This is a genomic window from Streptococcus sanguinis SK1 = NCTC 7863 (genome assembly GCF_000194945.1).
In the GTDB taxonomy this organism is placed as follows: Bacteria; Bacillota; Bacilli; order Lactobacillales; family Streptococcaceae; genus Streptococcus; species Streptococcus sanguinis.
On record NZ_GL878507.1, the window covers coordinates 1,131,514 to 1,148,358 of the forward strand.

The following is a 16,845-nucleotide window of genomic DNA, read 5'->3' on the forward strand; positions in this document are numbered from 1 at the left end:
GTTAGTTTTCTGCTCTATTTCTTTATTGATTTTTCTGAACCCTATAGCGCAGAATTGTTTTCAGCTTGCTAGGGTCTGTCCGATTCAGATTATTGAGATAGATTTCTCTGTGAGTGTTTGACATCCGTGTCAGCTGGTGATTCTGGCAAAAGGTATCCATTTTAGCGAAGGATTGAGGTTCTTCGTCAAAAGGACCAAGATGCAGCATGGCAACACACGCTTCTTCTATCATTTCTTCAAAACGAATCTCGTCATAGAGAGGATTAGGCTTTTTGACACGGACCTGCTCCAGAGCCTTTTTCACCATCTCTCCAGTGATAAAGTCCGGCTGCCCAATCATAATGGTATAAATCAATTCTTCTTTAATCAGTTCTCCTACTTGCTCTTGCTGCCAAAGCCCTTCCAAGGGATAAACTGTAAAACCAGTAAATTCTTGATCGGCCGCTGTCTTTTTGTAGTTCATCTTGATAGCATAGGCTAAACTGTACAGAGCACCAACTCGTTCAGAAAAGTCGGCAGCATTAGGATTGCCCTTGCCGTCAATCATGATAAAAGACTGGGCAGGAACATCTATGAGACAGGGTGCAGACTTGATTTGATAGAATTCTCGATTGGCTTTTCTCCATTCATATTTCATGAGAGAGCCCTCCTTTCTTTACTACAAACAGTATAGCAAAGAAAAGCTGACAACCTCTGTCAGCTTTTATAAATATCGGCAATAGCTTTTAACTTTTCTTTGAATTCTTCCCGTAACCGAAGCGGCTCCATGATTTCAACTCCATCCAAAAAGGATAGCAAGTAGGTATAAAGACTATCGTGACTCGGCAAATGCGTCTCGACATAAAGGCACCCATCACTCTCCTCTATCTCTGCTTCTGAAAACTCCTCGTACACCCGAAAGGCATGTTTCTTGTCAAATTTCAAAATGACTTTCACAGCATCTCCTAGCCACTCCTCGGGGCTAAATTTCTCATCCAAGACTCTCTGCTTAAATCGTTCCTCTAACATCTGACAGTCTCTCATTCTGCTGAGTTTAAAAAAGCGCGGAGCTTGTCTTAAGCGACAAAAGCCAGCAACATACCAGTTTTGGCTTTTAAATACTAACTTCAGCGCCTCTATCTTGCGCTGTTCTCTTTCTCCACGCCCATTCAAATAAGAAAAAGACAAGACTCTTCTTTGCAAGATTGCCTGCTTAATAGTATCAAACAGTTCTTTCTGATCTGCTTTTTTGCGCCAGTCAGTGAAATCCACCTCCAGCCAGGAAGTTGCCTGAACTTGAAACAAGGACTGTAGCTTAGACAGGGTCTCTACTTGCTCGCCATCTGTTAAAATCTGCAAGCCTTGAAGAGCAGCTAATAGCTCATCCCTCTCAGACTCTGAAAATAAGGCCTTGTCTAAGACAAAATCCTTCATCAGAAAAATACCCCCGCCCTTGCCTGGGTTGCAATAGATAGGGATTCCTACCAAACTCAGCTTGTCCACATCTCGATAGATGGTCCGAATGGATACTTCAAATAGTGAGGCCAATTCGGGAGCTGTTGTGCGGCCCTGCTCTAAAAGAAGATATAGGATTTTAAAAAGTCTGCTTTCTGTCATAAAACCACCTCGCTCCTATTATAACAATTTCTTCTAAAAATGTTTTACCATTCCTATAAAGAAGAGTTTTCTAAACGGTCGGAGGAAGGAATTTATTATTTGAAGGGGATTTCTTTCAAGGACTATCATTCTTTTTCTGTCCAATAAACCGAGTAAATTCTTGACAGCTGGGCCTTAGTCCATTATGATAGATAGTAAACTGACTAGAGATTGAGGATATTAGAATGACAAATCCAACCTTTGGTGAAAAGGAAGCAAATGTAGAATATGTGACCCGTTACGGAGTCTATGCCGTTATCCCAGACGAGAAGAAAGAAAAGATTATTTTGATTCAGGCGCCTAACGGGGCTTGGTTTCTGCCCGGTGGAGAGATTGAAGAGGGGGAAAACCATCAGACTGCCCTTGAACGCGAGCTGATGGAAGAACTTGGATTCACAGCCCAGCTTGGACGCTATCTTGGACAGGCTGATGAATATTTTTACTCTCGCCATCGCGACACCCATTTCTACAACCCGGCATACCTGTATGAGGTCACCTCTTTCCAAGAAGTCCAAAAACCGTTGGAAGATTTCAATCAGTTGGCCTGGTTCCCCGTCGATGAAGCTATCGAAACACTCAAACGTGGCAGCCATAAATGGGGTATCCAAACTTGGAAAAATGCGCTTAAAGCTTAAAGAAATCATTCACAATTCATAGCAAACATGTTATAATAATAGCAGGTATAAAGCAGGAGGAAATCGTATGAAGCTTATTAATACAACAAACAGTCATGCTGACCTTGTCAAAAGCCAATTGGAAAGCACCGATGCGATATTAGTCGAAGTTTATTCTGCTGGAAACAGCGATGTTGTTTTTACACAAGCTCCTCTTCACTATGAAATTTTGATTTCAAACATGCACCGTGCTGTACGCGAACAGGAAATCGAAAAAATCAGAGAATTTTTCTTGAAGAGAAAAATTGATGCAAATACTATTGATAGAGCTGCTATCCGCACGATTTACGCTAATAATCTAATCGAAATTTCCATTCCTGTTAAACAGTAAAACTAAGGCTATTGCCTTAGTTTTTTTATTGTTTATAGATCATGGTAATATGAGGTGTCGATTCAAAAATAAAGGGTTGGCCAACTGATTTGAAGCCATACTTTTCATAGAGAGCAGCCACCTGAACCTGAGACTCTATTTCAATTTCCTTTCCTGGCCATTTTTCAGCACATAATTGCAGGATTTCTCTGATAAGCTGTCCTCCTAAGCCCTGTCCTCGTGCAGACTGAGCTGTGACTACTCGACCAAAGACTAAATGCTCTCCCTCTTCAAAGACACGGACATAAGCATCAATTTCCCCTTGTTTATTAGCATGGTAAACATGCACTGCTTCTAGGTCCTTCTCATCCAGCTCATGATAAATGCGCTCCTGCTCCACCACAAAGGTGTCAATGCGCAATTTTAAGATTTGATAAAATTCTATCGAGTTCAGCTCTGTTAATTTTTTCCTAGACCACATACTTGTTTCCTCTATCTTTTTAATGTATAATAAATGCAAATGCAACTATCAAGGAGTTCCTATGGATTACCGTCAACTTTTCCGGCAAATGGGCTTTATTTCTAGACAAGCCATGATGAAAATGAATCAAAAAGCCAGTAACTACGGCCTAGACAATAATTTGTTTCTACTGCTCATTCGTATCGTCGAAAATGAAGGTCTCAGCCAGTCACAACTGGCAGAACTGGTGCAGATTGACAAGACTACTCTCAGCCGTTCTCTAGGAAAGCTGGAAGATAGAGGCTTAATTATCAAAAAGACCAAAGCTCAAAATAAGAAGTTCAAAGAGCTCTATCCTAGCAGTCAGGCTCTCAAACTCTACGACCAACTGATTGGCTTTGAAAATACCTACGCCAGTCAGGCGCTGCAGCAACTGACTTCCTCTGAGCTCTTTCAGCTTCAAAACATTTTGGCTAAAATAAGCACTCCTAAGTTATAAGTAGTATAACAGAAAACAGTTGCAAACGCAACTGTTTGTTTTTGCTAATTTGGTTTTAAATTAACAAATTTTCAAATCAATCTATCTAAAAAATGGCTTACCTCTAAAGGGCAAAGCCATTTTTTATTTTAATTGGCCTCAAAGCCTTCTGATACAGCCTGAGCAAAGTTTTCTTCTAAAATTTCTGCACAGTGGTCACAGACAAGGGCTTGATAGCTGCGCTCTTGAACTGTTGTATCAATGCGACGGCAGCGATCACAGACTTGTCCCTGCGCGTGCTCTACGACAAAAGCTACATCTTCAAAGACTAGAGCGCCTTCTGGAGCAGGTCCTTCAGCAATCGTTAATTGAGAAACGATGAGGAGCTGGGCCACATCGCTGTTAACTGCTTCCAGCAAGGTCTTGATGACTTCATTCGGATAGACAGTCAGGTGCGCTTCCAGCGATTTTCCGATAACCTTTTCATTGCGGGCTTCTTCTAAGGCTTTCTGTGCTTGACTGCGGAAGTCCATAAAGGCAGACCAAGTGTCCAAGATTTCTTCCTGATTTGGGAAAGTCTGAGCTTCTGGCAATTCAGATAACTGAACAAATTCTTCCTCTTCGTGCTCTAGGTAAGACCAAATCTCTTCTGCCGTGTGAGGCAGGATTGGTGTCAACAGCTTGGTAATCTTGACCAAAACATCATAGAAAACAGTCTGCATCTGACGACGTTCCAATGATTTAGCGGCTTCGATATAGACGACATCTTTGGCAAAGTCCAGATAGAAAGCAGACAAGTCAACAGTCACAAAGTTGACAATCGCTTTATAAATAGTCAGAAACTCAAAGTCTGCGTAAGCCTTGCGAATAGTCTCTACTAATTGATTGAAGCGGATAGTCATGTATTTATCAACAGAGCGAAGTTCTTCGTAAGCTACGGCATCCTCAGCTGGATTAAAGTCAGAAGTATTAGCAATCAAGAAACGCAAGGTATTCCGAATCTTACGGTAGGTTTCAGAAACTTGGCTCAAGATATCCATAGAGATGCGAACGTCGTTGCTAGAATCAACACTGGTTACCCAGAGACGCAAGATTTCCGCACCAAATTGTTTTTCTACATCGCTTGGAGCAATGGTATTTCCAAGTGATTTAGACATCTTTTCACCCTTACCATCTAAGGTAAATCCTTGTGACAAGATTTGTTTGTAAGGAGCTACGCCATGGTTGGCAACTGAAGTGATGAGGGATGAGTTGAACCAACCACGGTATTGGTCTGAACCTTCTAGATAAAGATCAGCTGGGTAAGTCAATTCCGGACGGTTGACCACTACACCATTCCATGATGAGCCTGAGTCAAACCAAACGTCCATGATGTCCGTTTCCTTGGTAAATTCGCCGTTTGGAGAACCTGAATGAGTAAAGCCTTCTGGTAAAAGGTCTTTTGCTTCACGCTTCCACCAGACGATAGAACCGTGCTCCTCAAAGAGCTGAGCTACGTGTTCGATGGTCTCGGCCGTCATGATTGGTGTTCCGTCTTCGGCATAGAAGATTGGCAATGGCACACCCCAAGCCCGCTGACGCGAGATAACCCAGTCACCACGGTCACGAATCATATTGTAGAGACGTACCTTGCCCCATTCAGAATGGAATTTAACCTTTTCAATTTCATCTAAAATTTCTTGGCGGAATTTCGAGACAGATGCAAACCACTGTGGTACTGCCCGCCAGATAATTGGCTTCTTGGTCCTCCAGTCAAATGGGTATGAGTGAGAAATTTCTTCTTGAGCAAGGAGCAAGTCACCAAGCTTTTCAATAACTGTTGGTGCAACCTTGTCATAGAACTGGCCTGCAAAGTCTGGACCAGCATTTTCCATCATGATACCACGCTCATTAACAGTGACAAATACTTCCAAGTCATTAGCTACACCAACATTATAGTCGTCCTCACCAAAACCAGGCGCTGTATGGACAATACCAGTACCAGAATCAGTCGTAACGTGGTCACCAAGGATAACAAGTTCATCTACAGCGGTATCCCATGGGTGAACTGTCACGATGTGGTTCAATTCTTGACCACGGTAGGTAGCCAAAACTTGAACATCAGCCCATCCAAATTTCTCAGACAGACTATTCAACAATTCTGAAGCAACCACAAACTTACGAGATTCACCAGCTGGCTGAACGACTACGTAATCAATATCTGCTCCAACAGTCAAACCACGAGAAGCTGTAATAGTAAACGGAGTTGTTGTCCATACGACGATGTAAGTATCTGTGTCCAGTACCCCTTTTCCGTCTTTAACTCGGTTAGCATAGTAGAGAGAGGTGGAAACCAAGTCATGGTATTCAATTTCCGCTTCAGCCAAAGCTGACTCAGAAGACCAAGACCAGTAAACGGGCTTAGCACCACGGTAAATGTAGCCTTTCTTAGCCATTTCGCCAAAGACACGGATTTGAGCGGCTTCATAGTCAGGAGTCAAGGTTACATAAGGATTTTCCCAGTCACCAGAAACACCCAAACGCTTGAAGTCTTCTTTTTGCTTTTCGACTTGGCTCAGGGCATAGTCCCGACACATATTGAGGTACTCAACCAAGTCCAGTTCTTTACGCTTAACACCTTGCTTTGCCAATACCTGCTCAATCGGAAGACCATGTGTATCCCATCCTGGAATGTAAGGCGCATAGTAGCCAGCCATAGACTTTGAGCGAACAATGATATCTTTGGAAATCTTATTCATAGCATGCCCGACATGAATGTTGCCGTTAGCATAAGGAGGGCCATCATGCAGGATAAAGTGCGGCTTGCCTTCATTCAGTTCCTGACGGCGTTGATATAGCTTAGCTTGATCCCATTCCTTCTGCCAGATTGGTTCTTTATTTGGCAGACCAGCCCGCATAGGAAAAGCAGTTTTCCCAAGATTGAGTGTTTCTTTCAGTTTCATTCTATTCCTCTTTATTTTTAAAATTACAAATTAAAAACCGCAAACTTCTCCAAAAAGGACGAAAATTCGCGGTACCACCTTTGTTTAGGCAAGACGATAGCATGATGCTCCTCTTGCCCCTCTTTGTCCGTAACGTGGACCACCGTCTCATCCTACTGGTTTCAGACGAAAGTTCTGTAAAATGATAGCCCAAGCAAGATGGACTGCAGATCTCTCACCATCATCTGCTCGCTGAAAGTATTTTGCTTGGTCTGTGTTTTTACAATCTTATCTTCTTTAAAAATTATAAAATATTTACTGGAACTTTTTGTTCCCCATTTGTATCATCATCGTGATGGTCAGCTTCTGAGTTTTCCTCAGCTGCGTGAGCTTCTATATCTTCATCGCTGAGCGGAGAAAAAGCTTGTGTCGCAGCTAATTCACGGTTTGCAGCCTCAATGCGCTCTTGCAGCTCAGCCATTTCTTCTGGAGAAAATTGACGAGTCACATCCACTTCTTCCTCACGAACAACTGCTTCTTCTCCCAGAACCTCAGATACAACTTCCTTGAAGGCTTCATCGCTGGTTTGCAGATAAGTAGCTGTCGGACGCAGGATTTCTTCCCATTCAGATGAATTCACAATACTGAGCTGGCTCTCAATGGTTGATTTCAAGCGTTGGTGGAAGACACGTGTTTTGTTTTTCAGTTCTTCTGTTTCAATGGCTACTTTCTTAGCATTGTCAGCTGCCTGACGTAAAATCTCATCAGCCTTGTACTTAGCTCCATCCAACAAATGCTGCGCATCCTGCTCCGCCTGACGGACAATATTCGTAGACCGCTCGTTGGCAGCAACTTTAACGCGCTCAGCCGTATCTTGAGCAATCAAAACAGACTGGCTGAGAGAGTCTTTCATCTCATCAAAATATGTCAGACGTTCTTCCAGATTGCGAATTTTTGCTTCTTTTTCGTGGTTTTCGCGAACCAAGTCCTCATAATCACGGACAACGATGTCCAGGAATTCATCTACCTCTTCAACATCATAGCCTCTAAACTTGGTTCCAAAGGATTTATCTTTAATTTCTAACGCTGTAAGTGTCATAGTTCCTCCTCATTTACTAGCTAATAATTCAACGGTTAACTTATGTTTTCCATTCTTGGAAAGGCCATTTTCTCTTAAAACCTTAAATCTTCCAAATCGTCTAACGCTAATCAAGTCTTCAAGCCCGACCTGCTGGCTGGGATTGTCATTAACAGCATAGTTCATTTTCACATGCTTACCAGAAATCAGCTGAGCAGCCTGGTTCCTTGATAACTTAAAGGTGCTGGCTACCAACTTGTCCAAGCGAAGACTAGATGCCAAAATTTCTCTGGTGACAGCCTGCTTCTGCTCTTTCAGCAGCTCTGCAAAGGAAACTTCCTTTAGTTTGACAGGCATCTTTGCAATTTTAGAGACATGATCAATAAAATACTGGGCCAGTCTCTTATCTACAAAGAGCTGAGCACGGTCTCCAACTACAAGAATATCGCCAAAGGTCCGTCTTTCAATCCCTAAATGATTGAGCAAGGTTCCCATAATCTGCGAATGACTGATTTTATAAAATTTGCTTGCATAGGAAATTTCCAGCAAGCTCAATTCAAAATCATCCATATTCAGTTGGTAATAAGAAGGTGCCACAAGAACTCTTGCCAGTTCACTTGGAAAATAATCTGAACTAGCAAAGACTTGGACATCATATTGCTTGCCAATATTCTTCAGGATTGAGACCTGATGGGGATTCAGAAAAGGCGTTGTTTCAAAGGCATAGGTATCTTGAACCCGCTGAAGCAGCTCCAAACTCCTATCAATAAACTCTCGATCCTCTTGCGAAAAGTGTTGATATAAATCTTTCATCATAATAACATTAGTAAGACGCTTATTAAATAAAAGACCACACGATTTAAAAGGTTTAAAGCCAGAATTGCAACCCAAACGGTAAAGTCCAGCCCTGCAAACTGCAAGGGAAGACGGCGGAAAAGTTTTAAATACGGTTCTACAATTCGTGTTAGAAACTCTCCGAATTTGGTTTGATAAGCTCCTGGAAACCAAGACAGAAGTGCATAGACAATCAAGGCAATGCTATAAAGATCGAAAAGATTAGAGATGGCACGAATTACAAAATATAACATATCTCTTATCTACTGCGCTTCATATCAAAGTCGAATTCGCTGATTTCAACATCGTTAGGCAGGCGGATATCTTCCACATTTACCACTACATTAATCGGAGTCAGCAAATACATAGTGCTTGCAACTTTTTTCAAATTTCCAGCCAAGACATAACGGGCACCGTCTAAGTAGTCTAAACAGCGACGAGCCTGTACCTCAGTCATATACTGGAAGTCAATCAGGATGCTTTCATTGGCCAAAAGCAAGTCAACAATTTCAGTCGCTTCCTCATATCTCCTCGGATAGCGAACATCAATCGTAATCTTCTCATCCGCATTTGCACGGTGCTGAGCCAATTCCTGCTGACGTGCATGCAGTCTGGTAATATTCTCTGTCGAAGATTTCTGTTGTGGCTGTGGTTTAGGCTGTGGTTTAGGCTGTGGCTTCGCCGCAGCAGCCGGACGAGGAGCTGGCTTGCTCTCTCTGACTGGCTTAGGCTGAACCAATTCAGGCTTCTGCTTAACAGGCGCTGCAGGTCTGCTGACAGTCTGCTCCTGAACCTCAGTCTCATCTCCATCTTCTGTAAAATAATCTATAAATTTATCAAATCTATCTTTTAATGACATATTTCTTTCCTATTTAAAAAATGCTGTACCGATTCTGACATAAGTCGAGCCATGGGCAATTGCTTCTGGATAATCACGGCTCATTCCCATGCTTAATTCAGAAAAGGGCATATTATTTAACTGTTTCTTTTTTAATTCTTTTTGTAGTTGATGAGCCTTTTCAAAAATTTGGTTCAGCTCCTCATGACTAGCTTCAAACGGAGCCATAGTCATCAATCCCACAATTTGAACATTTTCTAATTTTTCAAGTTCAGGCAGGACGACTTCAAGTTCTTCAATCAAAAAGCCATGCTTGCTCTCTTCTTTAGAAATATTCACCTGCAGGAAACATTTAATCACATGTTCAGCCCGTTTGTCAATCTCCTTGGCCAATTTTACAGAATCTAAAGCATGAAAGTAATCAACATAGTTAATCACATCCTTGACTTTTCTCCTCTGCAAACTGCCGATCAGGTGCCAGGTCAGATTCTCATCTTTCAGAGCATGGTATTTATCTAGAAATTTATCTACCCGATTTTCTCCGATATGCTGAATACCTGTACGAACAAGCTCCTGAGTTGTTTCGCAGTCAACATATTTGGTAACTGCAATGATATTTACTGAATCTTTCAAACGCTGGGCTTGCTCCGCCGCTTGAGCGACGGATTGAAAGACCAACTCTTTATTATTCTGCAAATTCATGATTTAGATTAACGATTTCTGAAGAATGGAGGTGTTTCCAATTCATCATCATCTTCATTAGTTTCTGCATAGCGTTCCACGCGGGCTGACGAACTTGGTTCAGCCTGACGAACAATCGCTTCGCGGCGAAGATCCCAATCACCAAAGGCTGAACCTTTAGGCGCATCCGTTCTTTGACGGCTTGGAGCAGGAATATCAACCGTTTCGGTCATATCAAAGTTTCGTTCAAACTGTCCTGAGCGAACTTCGCGATTTGGCTCAACTTGCTGCGGACGGCTTGGACCAGTAGGCTGCTGGGTCTGACGAATACCGCTAACCTTTTCAACCTTATCCTGACGGACACCAGTAGCCACAACAGTCACGCGGATTTCATCCTTCATAGACTCATCAATCGCAGTACCGAGCCAGATGTTCACACCATGACCTGCTGCTTGGTTGACAATTTCTGAAGCTTCTTCAGCTTCAATCAGAGTCATATCTAGGCCACCAGTAACGTTGACAATTACGTCCTCTGCACCATCAATGGTTGTTTCCAAAAGAGGTGAGTAAATAGCTTTGCGAGCAGCTTCGATGACGCGTTCTTCGCCACTACCAACACCAATTCCCATCAAAGCATTACCCTTGTCTGCCATGACTGTTTTCACGTCGGCAAAGTCAAGGTTAATCAGTCCTGGACTGGTAATCAAGTCGGTAATCCCTTGGACACCTTGGCGAAGAACATTATCTGCTTCACTGAGTGCTTCAAGAAGCGGAGTCTTTTTGTCTACAATTTCAAGCAAGTTGTTATTTGAGATAATCAAAAGTGTATCTACATGCTCTCGAAGTTCGTTGATTCCTTCTACTGCAAAGGTTCCACGCTTGCTTCCTTCAAAACCGAAAGGACGTGTAACTACAGCAACAGTCAGAGCACCAACATTTTTTGCGATACGAGCAATCACTGGAGCAGCGCCTGTTCCAGATCCACCACCCATACCAGCAGTGATGAAGACCATATCTGCTCCTTGCAGAGCTTCTGTCAGAACTTCTTCGCTTTCTTCAGCAGCCTTACGGCCTACTTCAGGCTGACCTCCGGCACCAAGTCCGCGAGTCAGCTTAGGACCGAGCTGAATCACTGTTTCAGCTTTGGCACTGCTAAGAGCTTGAACATCTGTATTTGCTGCGATGAATTCAACACCAGCAACACCTTCATCAATCATTCGGTTGATGGCGTTACCGCCACCTCCACCGACACCAATAACTTTAATTACTGCGCCTTGAGCAGCAGCAGCGTCAAATGAAAATGTCATATTCTATGTATTCTCCTTAATCAAACATTTTGCCAATTAGGTTGCGCATCCGATCTGTAATACCAGTTTTTGGTTCTTGGTTTGGCACATCAGCACTGGCAACTGGAACTTCTTGGACCGGCTCCTCAGGAATCTCATCAGCTGGTTGAGGTTCAAAGCGTGGTACTGACTGAGCAGGACGGTCAAAGGATACAGGTCGATGGCGCAGTTGCTCATCACCATGAACAGCAACCTGAGCCAGCATATCCACATCTGTTAAGTTTCCAGCGTACTCTGACAGGCTGATAACATGTGCAAAGGCTGGATTGCGAATGCCGATTTGATTTGGCACATAAAGCTTGACATTCACGCCAAACACTTCCTGAGCCAGCTCAACCACTCCTGGAAGAATAGCTGCTCCACCAATAATCACAATGCCGCCTGGCAACTCGAGGAGATGCCTTCTATCTAAATCGCGTTTGATTTGCTCAAAGATGTGTTGGATACGAGCAGAAATAATCTCAGCCAGATACTTTTCAGTTACTTCAACCGGCTCAATCTCTCCAATCACTTCTACTTGGAAGGACTCTGTACCAGCTTCAGGAACATAAGCAGATCCATAGTTAAACTTGAGACTTTCAGCCAACTTTTGTGAAGTCTTCAAAACCTTGGAGATGTCCTTGGTTACGTAGTCGCCGCCTTCTTGGTATATATTCGTATATTGAAGCTCTTGACCTTTAACAGAAGCCACTGTAGTTTGACCGCCACCCATATCAATAACAGTTGCACCAAACTCACGTTCCCCTTCGTTCAAGATTGACTTAGTCATTGCCAATGGGGAGATAATTACGTTCTCAAGCTGAACTCCCGCGCGCTCCACTGTCTTGCGGAGGTTGTGGAGAATAGTCCGTGGTCCAGTGTAGAGAAGTCCACGCATTTCTAAGCGAATCCCCATCATACCACGTGGGTCACGAATTCCTTGGAAACCATCCACTACAAACTCTTCTGGGATGAAAGTAATCACTTCGCGGTCAGGAGTCATACTCTTAGTCAGAGCAGATCTAACAACATTCTCTACATCTGTATCTGTGATTTCCTTAGAATCACTAGTCACAGGAATCATACCCTGAGTAGGCTCAATCTGTAAGAGATTAGCCGGAAGTCCGACATTAACTAAACCAATTGAAATGCCTGCCTTTTCTTCTGCTTGAGAAATAGCTGTCTTAATGGCAGCAGCAGCAGCCTCAATATCAACAATAATTCCATCTTTAACACCAGCGCTTTTTGCGTTGCTGACTCCAATAACATTCATTTCATCGTTGATGTGCTCTGCCACCAACACTTTAATTGAGCTAGTTCCTATATCTAATCCAGTAAAAAAGCCGTCTCTAGCCATTACACCAGTCCTCTCTATCTTCCATGTTTCCGGTCTATACTAATAACGCTAAAAATTAGAGTTACCCAAGCTTTATTATAACATAAAGAAAATGAAAATGCGCAGTTTTTCTACATATAATTTAGCGATTTTCGGTATTTCCCGGGTTTTCTGTTGAATTTTGTGGCTCTGCAGGTTCTTGTTCCTGACTTTCTGTCACCTGCTCAGCCGCTTGTTCTGTTGGCTGTCCCGTCGATTCCTCTTCTGCTTTCTGCTTTTCTTCGTCAGAAGAAGACGACTCGTTTTGAGCTCCTTCAACATAACTAAAAATCCCTGCTTCCATATCTACAACACTAGGTACATCCTCTTTCAACTGTGATTGGATTCCCTTGTAATATGGCAGTTTTTTAGCAATATGCGAAATTGGTACCAAAATTTTATTGCCGTCATGCATGGTCAGCGTTACCAAGTCTGGAGTCACCTTGCTTGGGGTCAGCTGAACTGTCTTAATATTTTTCTTAACCGAAGCCGGTACCTTTTCAATTTGAAGAGCAAATTCTTTAATCAATTTTTTATCTGAAAATTCTATCAAAATATGGGTTTCTGGCAAAGAATCTGCAGCAGTTGGGTCCGAAATAATCTCCCCATTTGTCAGAATAGGATAATACTGACCACCCTCGTGCAGATAGGCCAGAACTCCGTACTCCTTGACCTTTACCTGAAAAGTAATCGGAAACTGATAAGCCATCTCCAGATTGTTAATCCAAGGACTAGACGCTTTCATATTGCGGATATGATTGCCGCCATTGATAAAGGTTGTTAAAGTATAGTCCTTCTCATCAATCTTACTGCTTTTGAGCAGGTCTTCCTGACTGACCATTTGATTCCCTGAAAATTCGATTGTCTTCATGGTCGCCAGTGGCGTCAAAAAATAAACTGATATGATAAAAATCAAGCCACTGCCCAGTAAAACCGGCAGTGCTCGATAAATATGAACCTTCGAGATATGCACCTTAGCAGCTTCTTTTTCTGCCTTTTTCTGAAGTTTCTCCTGTTTTTTGCGCTCTTTCTCGCTCAATCCGGTCTCTAGCTCAGGTTCGGATGAATCATCTTTCAAATATTCTGTTTCTTCCTCTTCATAAGATGAGTCGTCTTCTTCCGTCTCTTCAGCTATTTCTCCGCCTTCGATTGGGTCCTCAGCTTCAGCTTCTTTTACTTCCTCTTCTTCCAGCTCCTTCTGTTTACTTGCTTCTTCCTGAGCCTTCTTTTCAAGATATTCTTTGTTTCGTTTCTGCCATTCAGAGAGGTGCTCACTTACCTCTTCCTTTGGCTCATCATTGTTTTTCTTGCTCATTTCTTTCCTTTGTCAATATCCACTTTCAATAAAGCATAAAATTCATCTACAGACTTGATTTCTTGGGAATTTTTCATAGCTTGATGATAAGAAGCTTGGTTAGCCAAAAGGTCATCAAGTGCTGCCTGTAAATTGCTCATATCCAGCTGTTCCTCTGCCAATTGCTTGGCATATCCCTTTTTCACAAAATAATCCGCATTTTCAATCTGATCGCCGCGGCTGGCTTCGCGTCCCAGAGGAACGATAATGTGCAGCTTAGCCATGGCCAAGAGCTCAAAGATTGTATTGGAACCGCCGCGAGTCACCACTACATCTGCCAAGTCCATCAAAGGCTGGTAGAGGTCGGTCACATAGGCTCTGCGAAAGAAACGGTCAGACAGAACATCCAAACTTGCATCGCCTGTCAGATTGATAATGTTGTAGCGTTCGGTCAGCGCAGCTTGATTCTGGCTGACAAAGTCATTAAAGACCTTAGCACCAGCAGAACCGCCGACAAAAAGCAGGCTGGGCAGTTCTCTATTAAAATATTGACGAATTTCTTCTAGTTCCTGCGGTGCGACTGACTCTTGGTTACCGACCTTGGTCACAGCTCCGACATGCTCAATCTTGGTCAGACTGGAAGGTTGCTCAAAGGTTGCATACATCTTGGTCGCACACTTATAGGCAATTTTATTGGCCAAGCCAATGGATAGATCCGACTCATGAACATAAACGGGAACTCCTGACAGCCGGGCTGCAATCACGGGTGGAACGGACACAAAGCCTCCCTTAGAAAAGAGAGCCTGCGGCCGCACCTTGAGCATGATGCCCAGCGACTGGAAAATGCCCCAGACGACCTTAAAGCCATCCAGCAGATTCTGCCATGAAAAATAGCGACGAAGCTTACCCGTAGCCACCGAATGAAAGGTCACGTCTAATCCTGACTTTTGGATTTCCTGGTACTCAATACCATGCTTATCGCCAATATAATGAACCTGCCAGCCTTCTTTGATAAATTTCGGAATCAGGAGAAGGTTGAGAGTTACATGCCCAACCGTTCCTCCGCCTGTAAATACAATCTTCTTCATCTTAACCTTTTAATTCTTCAAATGCAGCGAGAAACTCATCGCCACGGACTTCAAAATTACTATACATATCCCAGCTGGCATTGGCAGGACTGAGCAAGACAATGTCTCCTGGCTCCGCTTGAGCAAAGGCCTTGTGAGCTGCATCCCGGACATCAGTCGCATCGAGATAAGAAACACCTGCCAGATCAGCCGCCCTCTTTACACGCGCAGCTGATTGTCCTAAGATCACCATTTTCTTGAGTCCTTTGAGGTCAGGCACCAACTCGTCAAATTCATTACCACGGTCCAAGCCGCCTGCAATCAGAATCACCTTGCTATTGTCAAAACCAGATAAGGCTTTCTGGGTTGCCAAGATATTGGTAGACTTGCTGTCATTGTAAAAGGCAACCTCATTCACCTGCCCCACATACTGGAGGCGGTGCTTAACACCACCAAAAGCAGACAAGACTTCTTTGATCGTCTGATTGTCAATGCCACGCAGTTTGGCTACTGCAATCGTAGCCAGAGCATTTTCGACATTATGACTGCCAGGGACGCCGATTTCAGCCGCCTGCATAATCGCTTCTCCACGGAAGGTCAAGACATCACCCTCTAAATAGGCACCATCCACCTTTTCAGTTGTTGAAAAAGGGACAACAGTAGCCTGAGTATGGCTAGCCATTTCCTTGGCCCAGTCCTGATTGAAATTCAAAACCAAATAATCATCAGCTGTCATGTTTTTCTGGATATTCCACTTGGCAGCTGCATATTCCTCAACAGAGCCGTGATAATCCAAATGAGTCGGCATGAGGTTAGTAATAACAGCGATTTGCGGATGAAAATCTTCAATCCCCATCAACTGGAAGGAAGACAGTTCCATGACCAATGTATCTTTGCTGCTGGCTGTTTGGGCTACCTGACTAGCAGGAAAGCCGATATTACCAGACAATAAACCGTTTTGACCGCCAGCCGTCAAGACTTGCGCAATCATGGTTGTGGTCGTCGTTTTGCCGTTTGAACCCGTAATACCAATAATCGGTGCTTCCGAAATCAGATAAGCCAACTCGACTTCAGTAATAACTGGAATCTTCTTCTCCAGAGCTCGGACGACCATGGCATTGTCATAAGGAATACCTGGATTTTTCACCATCAGTTCAAAGTCTTCGTCCAGCAACTCCAAGGGATGACCTCCTGTCACCACTTTTATGCCTTCTTCTAGCAAGGATTGGGCAGCAGGATTTTCCTCAAAAGGTTTGCCGTCGTTAACTGTCACGATAGCTCCTAATTTATCTAAAAGGCGAGCTGCTGACTCACCCGACTTGGCCAATCCCAAAACCAAGACCTTTTTATTGGTAAAATTTGTTATATTTTTCATAAGCAACCTCTTCCATTCATACTTCATTCTATTTTACCTTTTTTTGTGAAAATAAAAAAGTCATAGGAGTCTTTTATTTTCGACTGTAAGCAAGTTTTGAAAAAAATGATATGTTTTCATCTATTTGAAATATTTTGTAACATAAACCTATTATTTTTGTAAAAATATAGATCAACAAAAAAGCAAGATCTCAAAAAGTCTATCTAGCTTTCTAAGTTCTTGCTCATTTATTATTCTTCATCAAAATTCTTTTTTGATTTCTTAGGCGGCTTGAGGCGATTGATATCCCGCAAAGCCAAGACAGTCACTACGGATAGGCCGAAACCTACAAAATATTCAGCCGGCAACTGGAAAATTTTAAAAATGCCTAAGCCAAATAAGATAATTAAGGCTACAATCAGTAGCACCATGGTCACTGCATTAACAGTCCCTTTAATACTGGATGGAACAGCAAAAATGTAGAAAAAGAGGATTAAAATCCCAATGATAAGATAAACCAT

General features: G+C 42.9%; 18 protein-coding genes. 3 read left to right on the plus strand and 15 right to left on the minus strand.

Annotated features, from left to right (window positions below; genetic code table 11):
- Positions 1–22 precede the first annotated feature (22 nt).
- Positions 23–637 (minus strand): GyrI-like domain-containing protein, encoded by a 615-nt coding sequence (locus HMPREF9378_RS05585; RefSeq protein ID WP_002900899.1) that lies wholly within the window; start codon positions 635–637, stop codon positions 23–25.
- A 59-nt stretch (positions 638–696) separates the two neighbouring features.
- Complete coding sequence (locus tag HMPREF9378_RS05580; RefSeq protein ID WP_002900902.1) at positions 697–1,596, minus strand: helix-turn-helix transcriptional regulator; 900 nt, start codon at positions 1,594–1,596, stop codon at positions 697–699.
- 224 nt (positions 1,597–1,820) lie between these two features.
- Between HMPREF9378_RS05580 and HMPREF9378_RS05575 the strand changes: the two genes are divergently transcribed.
- Positions 1,821–2,270 carry an NUDIX hydrolase gene (locus HMPREF9378_RS05575; RefSeq protein WP_002900905.1) on the plus strand — a complete coding sequence of 150 codons (450 nt, stop codon included), beginning with the start codon at positions 1,821–1,823 and terminating at the stop codon, positions 2,268–2,270.
- A gap of 67 nt (positions 2,271–2,337) precedes the next feature.
- A complete protein-coding gene (locus HMPREF9378_RS05570) occupies positions 2,338–2,640 on the plus strand; it encodes a DUF1827 family protein (RefSeq protein WP_002898025.1) in 303 nt (100 codons plus the stop codon).
- Positions 2,641–2,665: 25 nt separating this feature from the next.
- On the opposite strand, the gene HMPREF9378_RS05565 is transcribed toward HMPREF9378_RS05570, so the two are convergent.
- Positions 2,666–3,100 (minus strand): GNAT family N-acetyltransferase, encoded by a 435-nt coding sequence (locus HMPREF9378_RS05565; RefSeq protein WP_002902601.1) that lies wholly within the window; start codon positions 3,098–3,100, stop codon positions 2,666–2,668.
- Positions 3,101–3,122: 22 nt separating this feature from the next.
- Here HMPREF9378_RS05565 and HMPREF9378_RS05560 point away from each other — a divergent pair, with 22 nt between their 5' ends.
- Entirely contained in the window at positions 3,123–3,578 is a 456-nt protein-coding gene (locus HMPREF9378_RS05560; RefSeq protein ID WP_002900910.1) for a MarR family winged helix-turn-helix transcriptional regulator, read from the plus strand.
- Positions 3,579–3,706: 128 nt separating this feature from the next.
- Here the strand turns inward: HMPREF9378_RS05560 and ileS are convergent, their stop codons facing one another.
- The 12 genes from ileS to HMPREF9378_RS05500 form a co-directional block, all read right to left on the minus strand.
- Positions 3,707–6,499, minus strand: a complete 2,793-nt coding sequence (gene ileS / locus HMPREF9378_RS05555) for an isoleucine--tRNA ligase (protein WP_002900912.1) — start codon at positions 6,497–6,499, stop codon at positions 3,707–3,709.
- A 283-nt stretch (positions 6,500–6,782) separates the two neighbouring features.
- Positions 6,783–7,577, minus strand: a complete 795-nt coding sequence (locus HMPREF9378_RS05550) for a DivIVA domain-containing protein (RefSeq protein WP_002898030.1) — start codon at positions 7,575–7,577, stop codon at positions 6,783–6,785.
- Between the two features lie 9 nt (positions 7,578–7,586).
- Entirely contained in the window at positions 7,587–8,372 is a 786-nt protein-coding gene (locus tag HMPREF9378_RS05545; RefSeq protein ID WP_002911964.1) for a YlmH family RNA-binding protein, read from the minus strand.
- Complete coding sequence (locus HMPREF9378_RS05540) at positions 8,369–8,644, minus strand: YggT family protein (RefSeq protein ID WP_002896162.1); 276 nt, start codon at positions 8,642–8,644, stop codon at positions 8,369–8,371. Before HMPREF9378_RS05540 ends, HMPREF9378_RS05545 begins: the two co-directional genes overlap by 4 nt.
- 5 nt (positions 8,645–8,649) lie before the next feature.
- Entirely contained in the window at positions 8,650–9,249 is a 600-nt protein-coding gene (locus HMPREF9378_RS05535; protein ID WP_002900916.1) for a cell division protein SepF, read from the minus strand.
- A gap of 9 nt (positions 9,250–9,258) precedes the next feature.
- Positions 9,259–9,930, minus strand: coding sequence for a YggS family pyridoxal phosphate-dependent enzyme (locus HMPREF9378_RS05530; protein ID WP_002900917.1), 672 nt, complete (start codon positions 9,928–9,930; stop codon positions 9,259–9,261).
- Between the two features lie 8 nt (positions 9,931–9,938).
- On the minus strand, positions 9,939–11,216 hold the full coding sequence (gene ftsZ / locus HMPREF9378_RS05525; RefSeq protein WP_002900919.1) for a cell division protein FtsZ: 1,278 nt from the start codon (positions 11,214–11,216) through the stop codon (positions 9,939–9,941).
- A gap of 16 nt (positions 11,217–11,232) precedes the next feature.
- Positions 11,233–12,591, minus strand: coding sequence for a cell division protein FtsA (gene ftsA / locus HMPREF9378_RS05520; protein ID WP_002900920.1), 1,359 nt, complete (start codon positions 12,589–12,591; stop codon positions 11,233–11,235).
- A gap of 121 nt (positions 12,592–12,712) precedes the next feature.
- A complete protein-coding gene (locus HMPREF9378_RS05515) occupies positions 12,713–13,924 on the minus strand; it encodes a cell division protein FtsQ/DivIB (RefSeq protein WP_002900922.1) in 1,212 nt (403 codons plus the stop codon).
- Entirely contained in the window at positions 13,921–14,991 is a 1,071-nt protein-coding gene (locus HMPREF9378_RS05510) for a UDP-N-acetylglucosamine--N-acetylmuramyl-(pentapeptide) pyrophosphoryl-undecaprenol N-acetylglucosamine transferase (protein ID WP_002900924.1), read from the minus strand. The genes HMPREF9378_RS05515 and HMPREF9378_RS05510 overlap by 4 nt, the downstream gene beginning before the upstream one ends.
- Before the next feature lies 1 nt (position 14,992).
- Complete coding sequence (gene murD / locus HMPREF9378_RS05505; RefSeq protein WP_032909506.1) at positions 14,993–16,345, minus strand: UDP-N-acetylmuramoyl-L-alanine--D-glutamate ligase; 1,353 nt, start codon at positions 16,343–16,345, stop codon at positions 14,993–14,995.
- 230 nt (positions 16,346–16,575) lie between these two features.
- Complete coding sequence (locus tag HMPREF9378_RS05500; protein ID WP_002898040.1) at positions 16,576–16,845, minus strand: DUF3165 family protein; 270 nt, start codon at positions 16,843–16,845, stop codon at positions 16,576–16,578.